The organism is Sphingomonas rubra (assembly GCF_900115745.1).
GTDB lineage: Bacteria > Pseudomonadota > Alphaproteobacteria > Sphingomonadales > Sphingomonadaceae > Sphingomonas > Sphingomonas rubra.
Map to the genome: position 1 here is coordinate 121,189 of NZ_FOXP01000011.1, position 16,893 is coordinate 138,081.

Annotated in this window: 16 protein-coding genes; 12 read left to right on the forward strand and 4 right to left on the reverse strand. The window is 69.3% G+C overall.

Translation table 11 applies throughout. From position 1 onward, the window contains the following. Positions 1–52: 52 nt before the first annotated feature. The 3 genes from ppdK to BM145_RS13885 all read right to left on the reverse strand — a co-directional run bounded on the left by ppdK (position 53) and on the right by BM145_RS13885 (position 6,225). Complete coding sequence (gene ppdK / locus BM145_RS13870; protein WP_245739352.1) at positions 53–2,734, reverse strand: pyruvate, phosphate dikinase; 2,682 nt, start codon at positions 2,732–2,734, stop codon at positions 53–55. Positions 2,735–2,825: 91 nt separating this feature from the next. Beyond that, positions 2,826–5,075, reverse strand: a complete 2,250-nt coding sequence (gene glyS, locus BM145_RS13875; protein WP_093334254.1) for a glycine--tRNA ligase subunit beta — start codon at positions 5,073–5,075, stop codon at positions 2,826–2,828. A gap of 283 nt (positions 5,076–5,358) precedes the next feature. Further along, positions 5,359–6,225, reverse strand: a complete 867-nt coding sequence (locus tag BM145_RS13885; protein WP_177200219.1) for a glycine--tRNA ligase subunit alpha — start codon at positions 6,223–6,225, stop codon at positions 5,359–5,361. 70 nt (positions 6,226–6,295) lie between these two features. On the opposite strand from BM145_RS13885, the gene BM145_RS13890 reads away from it, so the two are divergent. The 4 genes from BM145_RS13890 (at position 6,296) to BM145_RS13905 (ending at position 9,193) form a co-directional block, all read left to right on the forward strand. After that, positions 6,296–7,210, forward strand: a complete 915-nt coding sequence (locus tag BM145_RS13890) for a TraB/GumN family protein (RefSeq protein ID WP_093334256.1) — start codon at positions 6,296–6,298, stop codon at positions 7,208–7,210. Positions 7,211–7,403: 193 nt separating this feature from the next. Beyond that, positions 7,404–8,063 carry a 50S ribosomal protein L25/general stress protein Ctc gene (locus BM145_RS13895; protein WP_093334257.1) on the forward strand — a complete coding sequence of 220 codons (660 nt, stop codon included), beginning with the start codon at positions 7,404–7,406 and terminating at the stop codon, positions 8,061–8,063. A 179-nt stretch (positions 8,064–8,242) separates the two neighbouring features. Then, complete coding sequence (gene pth, locus BM145_RS13900) at positions 8,243–8,809, forward strand: aminoacyl-tRNA hydrolase (protein WP_093334258.1); 567 nt, start codon at positions 8,243–8,245, stop codon at positions 8,807–8,809. A gap of 195 nt (positions 8,810–9,004) precedes the next feature. Continuing rightward, on the forward strand, positions 9,005–9,193 hold the full coding sequence (locus BM145_RS13905; protein ID WP_093334322.1) for a hypothetical protein: 189 nt from the start codon (positions 9,005–9,007) through the stop codon (positions 9,191–9,193). 125 nt (positions 9,194–9,318) lie between these two features. Here BM145_RS13905 and BM145_RS13910 read toward each other — a convergent pair whose 3' ends face one another. Next, the gene (locus BM145_RS13910) at positions 9,319–10,308 is read right to left on the reverse strand and encodes an AraC family transcriptional regulator (RefSeq protein WP_177200220.1); all 990 of its coding nucleotides are present in this window, start codon (positions 10,306–10,308) and stop codon (positions 9,319–9,321) included. 199 nt (positions 10,309–10,507) lie between these two features. On the opposite strand from BM145_RS13910, the gene BM145_RS13915 reads away from it, so the two are divergent. From BM145_RS13915 to BM145_RS13950, 8 genes are all read left to right on the forward strand, one after another. Continuing rightward, complete coding sequence (locus BM145_RS13915; RefSeq protein WP_245739353.1) at positions 10,508–11,266, forward strand: PEPxxWA-CTERM sorting domain-containing protein; 759 nt, start codon at positions 10,508–10,510, stop codon at positions 11,264–11,266. A gap of 124 nt (positions 11,267–11,390) precedes the next feature. Further along, positions 11,391–11,759, forward strand: a complete 369-nt coding sequence (locus BM145_RS13920; protein ID WP_093334260.1) for a hypothetical protein — start codon at positions 11,391–11,393, stop codon at positions 11,757–11,759. 61 nt (positions 11,760–11,820) lie between these two features. Next, positions 11,821–12,432: a TIGR02466 family protein gene (locus tag BM145_RS13925; protein ID WP_093334261.1), complete on the forward strand. Its 612-nt coding sequence runs from the start codon at positions 11,821–11,823 to the stop codon at positions 12,430–12,432. 84 nt (positions 12,433–12,516) lie between these two features. Further along, positions 12,517–13,617, forward strand: coding sequence for a redox-regulated ATPase YchF (gene ychF / locus BM145_RS13930; protein WP_093334262.1), 1,101 nt, complete (start codon positions 12,517–12,519; stop codon positions 13,615–13,617). 104 nt (positions 13,618–13,721) lie between these two features. After that, positions 13,722–14,423, forward strand: a complete 702-nt coding sequence (locus BM145_RS13935; RefSeq protein WP_093334263.1) for an HAD family hydrolase — start codon at positions 13,722–13,724, stop codon at positions 14,421–14,423. A 61-nt stretch (positions 14,424–14,484) separates the two neighbouring features. Beyond that, on the forward strand, positions 14,485–14,961 hold the full coding sequence (locus BM145_RS13940; RefSeq protein WP_143090193.1) for a hypothetical protein: 477 nt from the start codon (positions 14,485–14,487) through the stop codon (positions 14,959–14,961). A 52-nt stretch (positions 14,962–15,013) separates the two neighbouring features. Next, positions 15,014–15,304 carry a hypothetical protein gene (locus BM145_RS13945; RefSeq protein ID WP_093334265.1) on the forward strand — a complete coding sequence of 97 codons (291 nt, stop codon included), beginning with the start codon at positions 15,014–15,016 and terminating at the stop codon, positions 15,302–15,304. 55 nt (positions 15,305–15,359) lie between these two features. Beyond that, entirely contained in the window at positions 15,360–16,841 is a 1,482-nt protein-coding gene (locus tag BM145_RS13950) for a hypothetical protein (RefSeq protein ID WP_093334266.1), read from the forward strand. Positions 16,842–16,893: the final 52 nt, after the last annotated feature.

Consider the following 16,893-nt stretch of genomic DNA (forward strand, 5'->3'; position numbering starts at 1 on the left):
CCCCCCTTCCTACCCGTCGCAAGGTTTCCTTCCCTGAACGGGAAAGATCAGGTCAGCCGCGCAACGCCGCCTGCGCCGCAGCCAGCCGTGCGATCGGCACGCGGTACGGCGACGCGCTGACGTAATCGAGCCCGATCCGCTCGCAGAACGCGATGGAGGCCGGGTCGCCGCCATGCTCGCCGCAGATGCCCAGCTTGATGTCGGGCCGCGTCGCGCGACCGCGCTCGGCCGCGATCTCGACCAGCTCGCCGACGCCCTCGATATCCAGGCTGACGAACGGGTCCTTGGAATAGACCCCCTGCTCCACATACGCACCCAGGAAGCGCGCCGCGTCGTCGCGGCTGACGCCCAGCGTCGTCTGCGTCAGGTCGTTGGTCCCGAAGGAGAAGAACTGCGCGCTTTCCGCGATCTCCCCCGCCTTCAGCGCCGCGCGCGGCAACTCGATCATCGTGCCGACCAGATACTCCACCTCGCGTCCACGCTCAGCGAACACCGCCTTTGCCGCGCGATCGACCACCGCCTTCATCAGGTCCACCTCGCGCCGCGTCGCGACCAGGGGGATCATCACCTCGGGGATTGGCGCTGCCCCGGACTTCTCCGCCACGTCGATCGCCGCCTCGAAGATCGCGCGGGCCTGCATCTCGTAGATTTCGGGATATGTCACGCCGAGGCGGCAGCCGCGATGCCCCAGCATCGGGTTGAACTCGTGCAGTTCGGCCGCGCGGCGTTTCAGCACCTCGACCTCGACGCCCGCCGCGGTCGCGACCTCGGCAAACTCGGCCTCCTCGTGCGGCAGGAATTCATGGAGTGGCGGGTCAAGCAGCCGCACCGTCACCGGAAGCCCCGCCATCACCTCGAAGATCGCGGCAAAATCGGCGCGCTGCTCGGGCAGCAGCCGGTCGAGCGCGACGCGCCGCCCCGCCTCGTCGGACGCCAGGATCATCTGCCGCACCGCGGTAATGCGCGCGGCATCGAAGAACATGTGCTCGGTCCGGCACAGTCCCACGCCCTCCGCGCCGAACTCGCGCGCGGTGCGGCAGTCGGCGGGCGTCTCGGCATTGGCGCGCACCTTCATGCGCCGCGCCGCGTCCGCCCACTCCATCAGCGTGCCGAAGTCGCCGGACAGTTCGGGCTGCACGGTCGCGACTTCGCCCGCCATCACCTCGCCGGTGGCGCCGTCGAGCGTCAGCAGATCGCCCTCGCGCACCTCGCGCCCGCCGACGCGCATCACCTTGTCGCGCGCCGAGATGGAGAGGCCACCCGCCCCCGACACGCACGGCCGCCCCATGCCCCGTGCCACCACCGCCGCGTGGCTGGTCATGCCGCCGCGCGCGGTCAGGATGCCCTTGGCCGCGTGCATGCCGTGGATATCCTCCGGCGAGGTCTCGGTCCGCACCAGGATCACCGCCTCGCCGGCCGCCGCGCGCTTCTCGGCGGTGTCGGCGTCGAACACCGCCTTGCCGGACGCCGCGCCGGGCGAGGCGGGCAGCCCCTTGGCGATCACGTCGCGGGTCGCCTTCGGGTCGAGCGTCGGGTGGAGCAACTGATCGAGCGCGGCGGCGTCGACCCGGCACACCGCCTCGTCGCGGGTGATGAGCCCCTCTTCCGCCATCTCCACCGCGATCTTCAGCGCCGCCTTGGCGGTCCGTTTCCCCGAGCGGGTCTGGAGCATCCAGAGCTTGGCTTGCTCGACCGTGAACTCGATGTCCTGCATGTCGCGGTAATGGTTCTCGAGCGTGTCGAAGACCTTCGCCAGCTGCCCGTAGACTTCGGGCATCGCCTCTTCCATCGACAGCGGCTTGGCGCCCGCCTCCTCGCGCGCCGCGCGGGTCAGGTACTGCGGCGTGCGGATGCCCGCGACCACGTCCTCGCCCTGCGCGTTGATGAGGAACTCGCCGTAATAGGCGCGGTCGCCCTTGGCGGGATCGCGCGTGAAGGCGACGCCGGTGGCCGAGGTGTCGCCCATGTTGCCGAACACCATCGCCTGCACGTTGACCGCCGTGCCCCAGCTGGCGGGAATGTCGTTCAGCCGGCGATAGACCTTGGCCCGCTCCGACTGCCACGACCCGAACACCGCGCCCACCGCGCCCCACAACTGGTCGTGCACGTCCTGCGGGAACGGTTTGCCCCATTCCTTCTCGACCAGCGCCTTGTACTCGGCGACGAGCCCGCGCAGGTCGTCCGCCGACAGCTCCGTGTCGAGCGTGAACCCGCGATCCTCCTTGGCGATCTCCAGCGCTTCCTCGAACGCGTCGTGGTCAAGCTCCAGCACCACGTCGGCGTACATCTGGATGAAACGGCGATAGCTGTCCCAGGCGAAGCGATCGTCGCCCGCCGCGGTGGCCAGCCCCTCCACCGTCTCGTCGTTGAGGCCGAGGTTCAGCACCGTGTCCATCATCCCCGGCATCGACACGCGTGCGCCGCTCCGGACGGAGACGAGAAGCGGATTGCCCGCGTCGCCGAACGCCTTGCCGGTGATCCCCTCGATATGCGCGATCCCCTCGGCCACCTCGGTGCGCAGCGAGTCGGGAAACGCCTCCCCCTCCTCGTAATAGCGCGTGCACATGGCGGTCGAGATGGTGAAGCCCGGCGGCACCGGCAGCCCGATCGACGCCATCTCCGCCAGGTTCGCGCCCTTGCCGCCGAGCAGATTCTTGTCGCGCCCCGCGTCCGCGGTGCCGCCGCCGAACCGATACACGTATTGCTCGTCGCCCTGCTGCTTCACCGCGGTCACCACTGGATCATCCTCTCATATGCATTCGTATGTTGTGCGCTGCACAATGGGCGACTGCGAGCCGGGTTCCGCCGGCCGGCTCACCCGATCGTTAGCCCTCGATCCGCAAGAAGTCGGCCACTCGGTGCACCGCCGCGCGCACCCGGTCGAGCAGCGCCAGCCGCGCCGCCCGCTTGCCGGCGTCGGGATCGTTGACGGTCACGCCGTCGAAGAAGGCGTCGATCGGCGCCCTGAGCGACGCGAGCGCCGCCATCGCTCCCTCGAAATCCTCCGCCTCTACCGCCGCCGCGGCCGCCGGCTCCGCCGCGTCGAGCGCCGCCTGCAACGCCGCCTCGGCGGGTTCCGCCGCGTAAGCCGGCGTCTTCCCGCCATCGTCCGCGCCGCCCAACGCAACGCCCTCCTTCTTCAGGATGTTCGCCGCCCGCTTGTACCCGGCGAGCAGGTTGGCCCCGTCCTCCGTCCCGACGAACGCCTGGAGCGCCCGGACCCGCGCGAGCAGCCGGACGAGATCGTCCTCGCCGCCCAGCGCGAACACCGCGTCGATCAGGTCGTGCCGCACCCCCGCCTCGCGCTGCTGCACCTTGAGGCGATCGGCGAAGAAGGCCAGCAGCGCCGGCGTCGCCCGCTCGGACGTGTCGAGGAACGCGGCCACCGCCGGATTGCCCTGGTGTGCGCGCAGCCGCTCGTCCTGCAACAACCGGTGCAGGACCGATCGCGTCACGGGAACCTCGCCGCCGGCCTTGTCGAACGCCGCGAGCAGTTCGCCGCCGAAGCGCATGGCGATCGCGTAGCCGAACGCCTGCGCGACCTCCCCCACCGCGAACTCGAACGCCTGCGTCAGACGCACGCGTAGGCCCGCACGCTCGATCAGCAGGATCACGCCGAGCGCGGCCCGGCGCAACGCGAACGGGTCTTTCGAGCCGGTCGGCAGCTCGCCGATGGCGAAGAACGCCGCCAGTGTATCCAGCTTGTCCGCCAGCGACACCGCTACCGTCACCGCATCGGTCGGCACCTCGTCGCCCTGCCCGACCGGCTTGTAATGGTCGCGGATCGCGGCGGCGACCGCCGGGTGCTCGCCTTGGAGGGCGGCGTAGTAGCCGCCCATCAATCCCTGCAATTCCGGGAATTCGCCGACCATGCCGGTGACGAGATCCGCCTTGGCCAGCCGCGCCGCCCGCTCGGCAAGATCGGCCAGTTCCTCCCCACGCAGCGCGGACGATTTCACGATCCCTTCGTGCACCAGCCACCGCGCCAGCTTCGCCACGCGGTCGACCTTGTCCGCCACCGTGCCCAGCTTCTCGTGGAACACGATCTTGTCCAGCTTGCCCGCCTGGTCCGCCAGCGGCACCTTTAGGTCGGTGTCGTAGAAGAACCGCGCGTCCGCCAGCCGTGCCGCGAGCACCTTGCGATTCCCCTCGACGATCTTCGCGCCCCCGTCGACCGCGTCGATATTGGCGGTGCACACGAACGCGTTCGCCAGCGCACCATCAACGTCGCGACAGACGAAGTATTTCTGGTTCACCCGCGCGGTCAGCTGGATCACCTCGGGCGGTACCTGGAGAAAGCCCGCGTCGAAACAGCCCAGCAACGGCACCGGCCACTCGGTCAGCCCGGCATTCTCGCCCACCAACCCCTCATCCTCGACCAGAGTCAGCCCCGCGTCGGCGGCGAGCGCGGTGGCGCGCGCCCGGATCAGCGCGCGCCGCTCGCCCTGGTCGACGATCACGTGGCACGCGGCGAGCTTCTCGGCGTAATCCGCCGCCGAGCCGATCGTGATCGCGCCGGGATGGTGGAAGCGATGGCCGTAGGTCGTCGCGCCGGACACCACGCCCGCGACCTCGCACGCGACGATGTCGGTCCCGAACAGCGCGACGATGCCGTGCAGCGGCCGCACCCAGCGGATCGACTCGGTGGACGCGGACGCCGCGCCCCAGCGCATCGACTTGGGCCAGGGGAATGCGCGCACGATCGCCGGTATCGCCTCGGCCAGCACGTCGGCCGTGGCACGCCCGGGCCGCTCGGTCACCGCGAAGAACACGCCGTCCCGCTCGACCAGTTGCTCGCGCGTCAGCCCCGTCTTGCGCAGAAATCCCTCCAGCGCCTGCGGCGGCGCCGACGCCTTGGGGCCCTTCACCTCCTCCGACACCGCCTCGGTTGCGTCGGGCAACCCGCGCGCGCTCAGCGCCAGCCGCCGCGGCGTCGCGAACGTCTCGATCGCGGTCGCAGACAATCCGGCCTTGCCGATCTCGGCCGCGAACAGCTTGGCCAGATCCTCGCGCGCGCGATCCTGCATCCGCGCGGGAATTTCTTCGGAACGGAGTTCCAAGAGGAAGTCGGTCATAAACTCTCTCAATCCTCCCCGTTCACGGGGAGGGGGACCGCGCCGGAGGCGTGGTGGAGGGGGCGGGCCGCATACGCGACGATCGGGTGCTGCTTTCGAAAGGCGGTTCCGTCGGGGCTACCCTTCAGGCGCTGCCACAACAGCACTTCCGGCAGGCTCATCTCCCGCCGTGCGTGGCGCGCGTCGTAGACCGCCGGCTGGCGCAGCGTGCGTGGCCTGCCCCCTCCGTCGACCGCTGCGCGGCCGCTACCTCCCCGTGAACGGGGAGGATCGGAAGCTGGCCTCACGCCGCCCATCCGTTCTTGTCCATCCACGCCGCGCAGGCGCCCTTCGCGAGGTCGCGCACGCGCCCCATATACGCCTGCCGCTCCGCCACCGAGATCACGCCGCGCGCCTGGAGCAGGTTGAAGGTGTGGCTCGCCTTGATCGCCTGCTCGTACGCCGGGATCGGCAGCTTCGCCGCCAGCGTCCGCTCGCACTCCGCCACGCTCTTCCGGAACTGGTCGAACAGCGTGTCGGTGTCGGCGACTTCGAAGTTCCAGGTCGACATCTGCCGCTCATTCTCCAGGAACACCTCGCCGTAGCTCACGCCCTGGTCGTTGAACGCGAGGTCGTACACATTGTCGACGTCCTGAATGTACATCGCCAGCCGCTCGAGCCCGTAGGTCAGCTCGCCCGCCACCGGCTTGCAGTCGAACCCGCCCATCTGCTGGAAATAGGTGAACTGCGTCACCTCCATGCCGTCGCACCACACTTCCCAGCCCAGCCCCCAGGCGCCCAGCGTCGGCGATTCCCAATCGTCCTCGACGAAGCGGATGTCGTGGAGCAGCGGATCGATGCCGATCGCCGCCAGCGATCCCAGGTACAGTTCCTGCAAGTCCGCCGGGCTCGGCTTCAGGATCACCTGATACTGGTAATAATGCTGCAACCGGTTGGGATTCTCGCCGTAGCGCCCGTCGGTCGGTCGCCGGCACGGCTGGACGAACGCCGCGTTCCACGGGTTCGGCCCCAGCGCGCGCAGCGTGGTGGCGGGGTGGAACGTCCCCGCCCCCATCTCCATGTCGTAGGGCTGGAGGATCAGGCAGCCACGGTCGCTCCAGTAATCGTGGAGTGCCAGGATCATGCGCTGGAAAGAGAGCGGTTGGGTCATCGGGCACCAGCCTCTGGCGAAAGGCCGCCGCTCTAGCAAGGGGGCGCCCCCTGCCCTATCTGCGCCCGCGATGAAGAGCCTCCCCCGTCACGCCCGCCGCCTGCTCGCCGCCCCGCTCGCGCTCCTGGCGCTGCCGCTGCCCGCCTGCGCGCAGGAAGCACCCGCGGCCGCCACCGACGCGGACCCGGCCTTGTGGGTGGTGAAGGACGCCGACACGACGATCTACCTGTTCGGCACCATCCATGTGCTCAAACCCGGCATGACCTGGTTCGACGAGGCGGTGAAGACCGCCTTCGATCGGTCGGATACCGTGGCGCTGGAGCTGGTGATGCCCGATCCCGCCGCGATGACGGGCTTGGTCACCTCGCTCGGCGTCGCGCCCGCCGGCACTCCGCCGCTGACCGAGCGGCTGCCCGTCGCCAAGCGCGCCGCCTTCACCGCCGCCGTCACCGATCTGGGCCTGCCCGCCGACGCGCTCGACCGTTATCGCCCCTGGCTGGCGGCGACGCGGCTGTCGATCGGCCCGGTCACCAAGATGGGCTATGCGTCGGAGAATGGCCCCGAGCAGGTGCTGACCGCCGCTGCCAAGGCGGCGAACAAGTCGCTCGTCGGGCTGGAAACGGCGGAACAGCAGCTCGGCTATTTCGCCAAGCTGTCCGATGCGGCGCAGATGAAGTTCCTGGAGAGCACGGTGGACGAACTGCCCACGGTCGGCACGCAGATGGGCGAGATGGTCGCCGATTGGGCCAGGGGAAATCCCAAAGGCCTGGCGCGCGAGATGAACGACAGCCTGAAGGACACGCCGGAGGTGGCGAAGGTCCTCCTCACCGAGCGCAACCAGCGCTGGGCCGAATGGATCAAGACGCGACTGGAGAAGCCGGGCACGGTGTTCGTGGCGGTCGGGGCCGGGCACCTGGCGGGCCCCGAGTCGGTGCAGGTGCAGCTCAGGAAGCTCGGCGTGAAGACGCAGCGGGTAAAATACTGACATCATCCGTCATGCCGGGCTCGACGCGGCATCCAGAGCCAAGCAGCATCACGCCTGAATCCTGGATGCCGGGACGAGCCCGGCATGACGAAGCGTTGCATTTCCACCCCCCATCCGCTACGCGCGCCCGCTTCCGGCCGTCACCATCCCTGGAGGCGCGGCTGCGGAAAGAACCAAGTTTCGGAGAATCAACATGAGCGACACCGTGACGCTCGCGGCCGAGACGCGCGACCGGGTTGGCAAGGGAGCCTCCCGGGCACTGCGTCGTGACGGCCGCGTCCCCGCCGTGATCTACGGCGCCGGCCAGGAGCCGACCGCGATCCACCTCGAGCTGAAGGCGCTCAACAAGGCGCTCGGCACCGGCCACTTCATGAACTCGGTGGTGATGGTCGCCGGCCAGCGGACGCTGCCCAAGGACGTCGCCTTCCACCCGGTGACCGACCAGCCGCTCCACGTCGACTTCCTGCGCATCGGCGAGCACTCGACGGTGACCGTCGCCGTACCCGTCGTCTTCACGGACGAGGACGAGTGCCGCGGCATCAAGCAGGGCGGCGTGCTCAACATCACCCGTCACGAGGTCGAGCTGGTCGTCGACGCCGCCGAGATCCCGAGCGAGATCACCATCTCGTTGAAGGGCCTGGAAGTCGGTGCCTCGATCCACATCTCCGACGTGACGCTGCCCAAGGGCGCCGAGCCGGCGATCACCGATCGCGACTTCGCGATCGCCACGATCGTGCCGCCGACCGTCCCGACCGCGACCGACGAGGCCGCTGATGCCGAGATCGCCGAGACGCAGGCCGCCGAGTCGGCCGATGACGCCGCCGAAGGCGACGAGAACACCGCCGAGGGCTGATCCGCCTTCCGGCGATGCGACCAGGGGCAGGTGGCGGCGACGCCCCCTGCCCCTTTTCGTTGGCGCTCCGCTTCCCCCGTGGCGGGCTCGTCCCGGCATCCAGGGCCAAGCAGCGCCGTCGTTCGTAATCCTGGATGCCGGGACAAGCTCGGCATGACGACTGTTCGGAGAAATCAGCAATGCAACTCTGGGTAGGCCTCGGCAATCCGGGCGCGAACCATGCGATGCAGCGCCACAATGTCGGCTTCATGGCCGTCGACACGATCGCGGACGTCCACGGCTTCGGCCCGGTCAGGAAGCAGTTTCAGGGATGGACGCAGGAGGGCCGGATCGGCACCGCCAAGGTCCTCCTCCTCAAACCCGCCACCTTCATGAACGACAGCGGCCGCGCGATCGGCGAGGCGCTTCGCTTCTACAAGCTCGGCCCCGACGCGCTCACCGTCTTCCACGACGAGCTCGACCTTGCCCCCTTCAAAGTCAAGGTGAAGACCGGCGGCGGCGCGGCCGGGCACAATGGCCTGCGCTCGACCGACCAGCATCTCGGCCCCGACTATCGCCGCGTCCGCTTGGGCATCGGCCATCCCGGCCACAAGGACCGCGTCACCGGCTACGTCCTCGGCAACTACGCCAAGGCCGAACTCGACCCGCTCGCCGACATGCTCGGCGCCGTCGCGGCCGAGGCGACGCTGCTCGCCGCCGGCGACGACGTCCGTTTCATGAACGACGTGGCGCTACGGCTGGCCTAACCTACGCGACTGATAGTCGGTCGCAACAAGTATAGATCGACAATGATAGTTGATCGCAACTACTGAATACTTGATTGCGACTGAATTGCAGCTTGAGTGAGAGTGTATTGCAACTGTTGTTTATTGTTGTTTCGGGAACTTCTCGGACGTAATGGCCGTTTCAGCGAACAACAACTCGAACAGATGGAGGCAATCATGGCTCTCACCACCGCCGGCACCGCCGCTTGCGCCAAGTGCAAGTTTTTCGACAGCGAGCAGTCGGCCGATCTCGGCCTGTGCCGCTACAACCCGCCGATCAGCCAGCCCAGCGGCGACACCGCCGGCGTCTGGCCCAAGGTCGAGGCGAACGACTGGTGCGGCCATTTCGAGGCGGTAGCCGCCTAAGCCACCCTCCTTAATCGGACGCCATGACGCCGGTCGCGACGCCAGGTCGCGGCCGGCGTCGTCGTATCAGGAGCTTGATGCCTCGGGCCCTACCGACACTCAGTCCGGCGTTGCGGCCATCCCGTTCAGGATCGTGGTGCAATATCCGACGGCGAGATGCCGTAGACTCGCCGGAACAGCTTGGTGAAGTCCGACGCATCGCCGCCGAACCCGGCCTTCAAGGCGAGCTCTTGGATCGAGGCGTCGGGCGTGCCGCGCAGCGATTGCAGGAACTGGCGCAGCCGGTGATCGCGCAGATACGCCGCCACCGTCAGCCCTTGGCTCGCAAACGCCTCGTAGAGGCCGCTGCGCGATACGTTCAGCATCGACGCGATCTTGCCCGTGTTCAACTCGGGATTGGTGCCCGCCGCGTCGATCAGCGTCTTCACGCGGGCGACGAGATTGGACTTGGCGTCCGCCGCGTTGGGCTCGCTCTGCCGGATCATCGCCAGCGCCACGTCGGCGGTGTTCGTCAGCGCGACGTCGAACGCTCGCGCCGACACCTCGCCCAACGCGTCAACCATGTAGCGGACCTGGAGCGCGAACAGGTCGGCCAGCTCGCTGCCCGTGAACACGCGTCCCGCCACCCCCTCCAGGCGCGCAGCGTCCACCGCCGCCGCCACCGCCGACCGCGGCACGAAGATCGCCACCACGTGCCCGGGATAGTTGCGCATGATGTGCGGCACCGCGGTGTCGAGCGTGAACGCGTCACCCTCTTGCAGGCACAGCAGCTTGCCGTCGGTCTCCACCTCCATCCGGCCGTGGGTGACCAAACAGGCGAGCAGCCCGTCCATGCTGTCCGCGTCGTCATCCTCCTTGCGCCGCCCGGTCATGCCGGGATTGCGCGAGATCGCGTGGAGGAACGCCGCACTGGAGCCCGCAAACCACCGCATCGTCGTGTCCACCGGCTCGCCGTTGAAACTGACGGGCGGGATGCGGCGGTAGAGAAAGGCATTTTCCAGATAATCCTCGACGCCCGGCGGCGCCTTGATGCTGTCGACCTCCGCCGCCTCGAACGCTTCGCCCGCCAGGGTCGGTACCGATTTGTCTTGGGCGGCTCCATCGCCGCCCTGCATAGCGCCCCCATCGCGCAGGCATGAGGGATTGTGTCCGGGGGAGCAGGCATTTTGTCCAGAACGCCGCTCGTCACGCGTCCTCGTCGTGCCGAATGGAGACTTTCGGACAAAATGCCTGCCACGCTGGACGAATGGCCTGATTACAGCACGCGCTCGTTGGATTAACTCTTCGTTAACGATGAGTCCGCCGATTGGGTGCATGGCCGAGCCCATCGGCCGCGAGGGGGAATGGAACATAATGCGCAGGATAATATTCGGCATGTTGGCCGCCATGGCGGCGGCAACGATGGCGTCGCCGGGACAGACGGCGACGATCGTCTATACGGGCGAGGATCAATTCACGGCCGCTCATCCGGGCGTGCCGAAGTTCACCAACCTCGCCGATGCGGTTCTGACGGTCGGGCCCGACGACGCCTACAGCACGACCATCGGGGCGGCGACGATCACCAGCCCGTTCAAGCTGCGCCTGCACCCGTGCGAGTTGCAGCCAGGAACCTGCCTGATGTCGAACACCTTGACGGACGCGGGAGCGGCCGCCGCTTGCGCCGACGCCTACATCTTGCCCGGTGATCCGCTCTACTCTGCCTGCTTGCAGGATATCCTGTTCGAGGAGAAGCCGACGCCCACCGGCATCACGGTGGCCGGGTCCAGCGTGGGACTGAACGTGTCCGCCTTTCACAGCCATGGCGATGTGACCATCGCCTACACCGTCAACGGCGAAAAAGGCCAAATCTCGTTCAACCGGTTCGGCTTCATCGGCTTCTCGGGCGACGGCCCCCTCGACATCGCGCTGACGAGCAGCGCCTCGCTCTTCATCTCGACCGTCCACATATCGCCAACGCCGATGACTGCCGCAGTGCCCGAACCCGCCACCTGGTCGCTGATGCTCCTCGGCTTCGCCGGCATCGGCACCGCCATGCGCCGCCGCAGGGCATCGGCGGCCGTCAGCCTCGCCTGAACAGCGACCGACCGCGACCGACGCTTGCCCACGACGAAACGGCGCTTCCGCGCCACCAACCGAGTTGACCCATCAGCTGTGATCGCGTAGTGAGAGGCATTCTCATTAGCGAGTGCGTGACCCCATGTACGACCTTCTCGATCGCCCCGTCGCCGACCTCCCCGTCTTCGAACGCGGGCTGCTCGACCGGACGAGGGCGTGGGTGCACGCGCTGACGCTGGCCGGCACTGCCCCCGCGCCCGCCTGCGCCGCCGAGGAGCCGTTCGACGCGGCGATGCGCGCGCTCGATCGCGGGTCGACCGACACACTGGTTTTTCAGCGTCCCTGCCACGCCACCGTGGAGGAGACGGAGGCGGTGTTGCTCGGCCTGTGGCGACTGGTGCGCGCCGACCGGATCGCCGCCGCCCGCGCCGCCGCCGCCGCGCTGATCGCCCCGGTCGAGGCCGCACCGCTGGTCGCCGCGATGGTCCGCGCGGTGGCCGCCAAGGGCTGACGCTCCCTGCTCGTCCTCACGCGCGATTGACAAGCTGCCGCCGCAGCCCTCTGGCGAACGCATGACGGTTCGCCAGCTCTTCCCCACCCTCCTCTACGAGGAAGCGATCCCGCCCGCGCTGGTCGCCGAACTCGACCATTCGGTGCGCGCCCTGGCGGAGGACGACACCGCCGGTCGCCGCTGGTCGCGCGAGCACGGCTATCGCGGCTACACCTCCTACGCCTCGCTCGACGATCTGCCGCGCCGCGATCCCGTGTTCGACGACCTGCGCCGCCTGCTCGACCGCCACGTCGCCCGCTTCGCGGAGGCGTGCGCCTTCGACCTCGGCCGCCGCCGGCTGAAGCTCGACAGCCTGTGGGTCAACCTGCTGAAATCGGGCGGCCACCACTCGGCGCATCTCCACCCGCACAGCGTCGTGTCGGGCACCGTCTACGTCGCGGTGCCGCCGGGTGCGGGCGGCCTGAAGCTGGAGGACCCGCGCCTGCCCATGCTGATGGCCGCCCCGCCCCGACGCTCCGACGCGCCCGAGGGCCTGCGCACGTTCGAGACCGTCCAGCCCGCGCCCGGCACGCTGCTGCTGTGGGAGAGCTGGCTCCGCCACGAGGTCACGCCCAACGCGGGCGCCAAGGGACCGGCGGGCGAGCGGATCAGCGTCAGCTTCAACTACGCCTGACGCGTCGCGGATCGGACGCCGGGGTGGCGTCGCGGCGCGCCCCGGCCTATCTGGCCGCTTTCCCCTTATCCGGACACGATCACCATGGGCTTCCGCTGCGGCATCGTGGGCCTGCCGAACGTCGGCAAGTCCACCCTCTTCAACGCGCTGACCGAGACCGCCGCGGCGCAGGCGGCCAACTATCCCTTCTGCACGATCGAGCCGAACGTCGGAAATGTCGGTGTCCCCGATCCGCGCCTCCAGACGCTAGCCGGCATCGCCAGGTCGGCCAAGGTGATCGAGACGCAGCTCGCCTTCGTCGACATCGCCGGCCTGGTCCGCGGCGCGTCCAAGGGCGAGGGCCTCGGCAACCAGTTCCTCGGTAACATCCGTGAAGTCGACGCCATCGTCCACGTGCTGCGCTGCTTCGAGGACGGCGACGTGACGCACGTCGAGGGCAAGGTCGATCCCATCGCCGATGCCGAGACGGTCGAGACCGAGCTGATGCTCTCCGACCTGGAGAGCCTGGAGAAACGCGTCCCCGCACTCGTCAAGAAGGGGCAGCAGGGCGACAAGGAAGCCAAGATCGGCGCCGCCGTGCTCGGCCAGGCGCTGGACCTCCTACGCGAGGGCAAGCCTGCCCGGCTGACCGAGCCGAAGGACGCCGAGGAAGCCCGCGTCTTCGCCCAGGCGCAGCTCATCACCGCCAAGCCCGTGCTCTACGTCTGCAACGTGGAGGAGGGCAGCGCCGCCGCCGGCAACGCGCACTCGGCCCGCGTGTTCGAGAAGGCGGCGGCCGAGGGTGCCGAGGCGGTCGTCGTCTCCGCCGCGATCGAGGCGGAGATCGCGACCATGCCCGCGGAGGATCGCGGCGAGTTCCTGTCCGAACTCGGGCTAGACGAGACCGGCCTCGCCCGCGTGATCCGCGCCGGCTACAAGCTGCTCCGCCTGCTCACCTTCTTCACCGTCGGGCCGAAGGAAGCGCGCGCCTGGACCGTCCACGCCGGCGCCAAGGCGCCGCAGGCCGCCGGCGAGATCCACACCGACTTCGAACGCGGCTTCATCCGCGCCGAGACGATCGCCTTCGACGACTATGTCGCGCTCGGCGGCGAGACCGGTGCCCGCGACGCGGGCAAGCTGCGCCAGGAGGGCAAGGAATATGTCGTCCACGACGGCGACGTGATGCTGTTCCGCTTCAACGTGTGAGCCGCCGTCATGCGGGGCCCGTCCCGGCATCCAGCCAAGAGCGTCGTGCTTCGAGGCTTCAAATGCCGGAACCGGCTCGACACGACGACGCCGAGGAAACACCCATGCCGATCGACCTGATCTGCCTCGATGCCGACGACACCTTGTGGCACAACATGCGCTTCTTCGGAGAGGCGCAGGCCGCCTTCGCCGGCATCGTCGCGCCCTTCGTCGATGCCGGCATCGCGACCGAGACGCTGGAGCGCTGCGAGGTGCGCAACCTCGCGCTCTACGGCTACGGCGCAAAGAGCTTCACCCTGTCGATGATCGAGACCGCGGTGGAACTGGGCGACGACGACCTGCCCGCCGCAGTGGTGCGCGACATCCTGGCGGCGGGCCGCACGCTGCTATCGCACCCGGTGGAACTGTTCGACGGCATCGCCGACACGCTGGCCGCGCTCGCCCGGCGCGCGCGGCTGGTTCTCGTCACCAAGGGCGACCTCCTCCACCAGGAAGGCAAGCTCGCCGCCTCCGGCCTGGGCGCGCACTTCGCGGGGGTCGAGATCGTCAGCGAGAAGGACGAGGGCGTGTTCCGCCGCCTGTTCGACCGACACGGCGTCGCGCCCGAGGCCGCGCTGATGGCCGGCGATTCGATGCGGTCGGACGTGCTGCCCGCGCTCGCCGCCGGCGCCTGGGGCGTCTTTATCCCGCAGGACGGCGGATGGGCGCACGAACGCGGCCGTGCGCCGGACGATCATCCGCGCTATCGTACGCTCGCCTCGCTGGCGGAACTGCCCGCGCTGGTCGACGTGATCGCCGCCGGCTGATCGTGTCGGCCCGCGCCGGCGGTGCGTCGTCCCGGGGCGGATCGACCGGGAGATTGATTTGATGAACGGATGGACGAGGATGCTGCCGCTGCTCGCGGCCGCGGCGCTGGCCGCGTGCGGCGGCCCGGCGACGGACGACGCGGCAGCACTGGAAGGCAATGGCGTGTCGCTGCGCAATCTGGGCGAAACAGACGTCGCCGCCCCAGCACCCCAGCGGTTCACGGTGCAGGGGCGCCTGATCCCGACGCCATCGGATGCAAGCTCGCGCTACTATCTGCTGCGCGACCGGACGGCGGTGGGCGGCACGACGATCGCCATCATCCGCCAGGAACATGCCGGCCGCGTCGCCTATGCCCGGACGGAAGTGGATTGCGCGCGGCGGCTGTTCCACGTCCTCGGCGTTGCGCCTAACCGCGCGCTGGCGGAGACCGAGCAGGCATATGACGGCCCGCTCCGCCCGATCGCCGGATTGCCGCTGCGCCAGGAACTCGCCACCTATGTCTGCCGGTCGGCCGGCACGCCGCTCGCCGCCGCCTGAGCGATCGGCCGCCGCTTGCCCGACGGGGCGCGGCGGCCTATTTCGCGGGACCATGCTGGTCCGCCTGCTCCTCGCGCTGCTGCTCGCCTCCTTCGCGGTGCCCGCCGCCGCGGCGGTGCCGGCGTGCCACGACGGCGCGATGGCCGGCATGGCGGACCACCCTGCGCCGGAGCAGCAGGCGCCGGACCATGTCTGCGTCGGCTGCGTGCCGCTCGCCGACTGGCTCGGCGCCAGGGTGGCCCCGCGCATCTTGCCCCCCGATCGCCGGCCCGCCAGCCGCGTGATTCGGCTCGACCTGGGCGGCATCGTCGCGCCCACCCTGCGCCCTCCGCGACACGCGTGACACCGCCGGCGGACGATCGTCCGCCGCGATCACGCGATTTTCCCGGAGTTCCACCATGAAGACCATCCTGCTCGCGGCGACCGCCGCGGCGGCGCTGCTGCCCGTGTCGGCGGCGGCGCAGCACGAGCATCACTCGGGCCAGGCTATGCCTATGGCCCAATCGCCCGCATCCGAATCGACGCCGACACCCGCTCTTCTGCCTACGCCATCCGATGACCATGCGGGCCACATCATGCCACCCGCTGGCCACGCACCGCCCCAACATGACGGCATGGCCCATGGCAGCATGGCCCATGACATGGGGTTCACCGCCCCCGCCACCTACCGCGCCGCCTCCGACGCGGCCCTCGCCCGGGCACCGGTCGGCACCGCGATGGCTGGCATGGCGATGGGCACCAGCGGCGGTTGGTGGCAGCAGGGGTCGGGCACCGCGCGGCTGCCCGCCGCCGAGGGCCCGATGCGGGGCTACATGACCCATGCGGGCGAGTGGATGGTGATGGCGCATGGCTATGCCTGGGGGGTCGCCACCGCGCAGGGGGGGCCGCGGGGCCGTAACGAAGCGTTCGTCCAGTCGATGGCGATGGTGATGGGCGACCGCGACCTGGGCGATCGGCTGCACCTGCAGCTGCGCGCGATGGGCTCGCTCGAGCCGCTGATGGGCCCGCGCGGCTACACCAACCTGTTCGCCACCGGCGAGGTCGCGAACGGCCGCCCGCTGGTCGACCGGCAACATCCGCACGACCTGTTCATGGAGCTCGCCGCCAAGATCGATTACCGGCTGGACGGCGACGCGACGCTGTTCCTCTACGGCGGCCCGGTCGGCGAACCGGCGCTGGGCCCCTCGGCGTTCATGCACCGCGGCTCGGCCCGCTACTTGCCGCTGTCGCCGATCACCCATCACTGGTTCGATTCGACGCACATCACCTACGGCGTCGTCACCGCCGGCTACTCGGCGCCGCTCTTCCAGTTGGAGGCGTCGGCGTTCAAGGGCCGCGAGCCGGACGAGCATCGCTGGAACATCGAGCGTCCGCGGCTCGATTCGTGGAGCGTGCGCGGCACTTGGACGCCCTCGCCCTTCGTCGCGGTGCAGGCGAGCCACGGCTTCCTCAAGACGCCGGAGGAACAACACCCCGACGAGAACGAGCATCGCACCACCGTCAGCGTCCAATATGCCAGGGCCGGCGTCGCGGCCACACTCGCCTACAGCCTCAAGGACCGGTCGCCCGGCGAGAAGCTGCCCGCATTGCTGGGCGAGGTGACGTGGGAGATCACCCGCCGCCACGCGGTGTTCGGCCGGGTCGAGAACGTCCGCAACGACGAACTCTTCCCCGATCATGATTCGCCGCTGCACGACCGGCCGTTCCGCGTCACCAAGGCGGAGGCGGGTTACGCGTACCGACTGCCGCTGGTCGGCCCGCTCGGCCTCGCGCTCGGCGGCACGGTCGCCGCTTACGACAAGCCGCGCGCGCTGGCGCCCGCCTACGGCCGCTATCCGGTCAGCTGGACGCTGTTCGCCAAGCTGGCACTGGGGCTGTAGCGCGGGCCCGACCGACCGGTTAGGGGAAGCTCTCCTGACCGGTCGGGGACCC